Origin of the sequence: Caballeronia choica (genome assembly GCF_001544535.1) — a bacterium.
In the GTDB taxonomy this organism is placed as follows: Bacteria; Pseudomonadota; Gammaproteobacteria; order Burkholderiales; family Burkholderiaceae; genus Caballeronia; species Caballeronia choica.
Map to the genome: position 1 here is coordinate 1 of NZ_FCON02000541.1, position 834 is coordinate 834.

General features: G+C 63.7%; 1 protein-coding gene. It reads left to right on the plus strand.

The genetic code is table 11. The features are described 5' to 3' along the window. Window positions 1-132: 132 nt before the first annotated feature. The gene (locus AWB68_RS45595) at window positions 133-693 is read left to right on the plus strand and encodes an aminotransferase class I/II-fold pyridoxal phosphate-dependent enzyme (RefSeq protein ID WP_087650515.1); all 561 of its coding nucleotides are present in this window, start codon (window positions 133-135) and stop codon (window positions 691-693) included. The last annotated feature ends 141 nt before the right edge of the window (window positions 694-834 follow it).

An 834-nucleotide genomic window follows, 5' to 3' on the forward strand; every position in this document is an offset into this window, starting at 1 on the left:
GCCCGCTTTCGTAAATCAGTATCGCATTGGGGTGGCCAAAGTTTGAGGCCGTTGACGGCCCACGGGGTCCGAAGAGCTGCCCCTTCCGCTTGAATCAATCCTTCCAAGTGAGGATAGCCGTTCTATACGCCCGTGCAGGTCGAACCGCGTCTGCGCGAGCGCACGCTGACGGTCAACGGCGTATCGAAGGTGTATTCGATGGCGGGCTGGCGCATCGGCTATGCGGGCGGTCCCGCGTGGCTAATCCGGGCGATGCAGACGCTGCAATCGCAGAGCACGTCGAATCCGAGCACGATCTCGCAAGCGGCGACGTTCGCGGCGCTGGAAGGCGGCACGGATTCCCTGCTCGAATGGATCGATGAGTTGCGCACCTGCCGCGATCTCGTGGTCGATACCATGGCACGCTGCCCCGGCCTGCGTTGCGATGCACTCGATGGCGCGTTCTACGCCTTCGTGGACTGCTCGGGCGCGATAGGTGCTACTACGCCTTCGGGCGATGTCATCGCTACCGATCTCGACTTCGCCAACTATTTGCTGGAGGCGGCGCATGTCGGCGTGGCGCACGGTAGCGCGTTGGGCGTGGAGAACCATGTGCGCTTCGCGTATGCTGTTCCGATGCCCACGCTGCGCGACGCGTGCCGGCGCATCGAGACCGCGTGTGCGGCGTTGACACCCGCTGTCGCCGCGGTCTGAAGCGCCTAAGCACCAGACGCCATGCCCGCGACAGGTGTGCCGTGCGCGGGTTTTTCTTTTTATCGGATGGCCTTCCATGCTCTATCTCATCGAAGACGCTACCCCCGAGCCGGCGCAATTCGGCGCCCTTCCCGCGCTGTT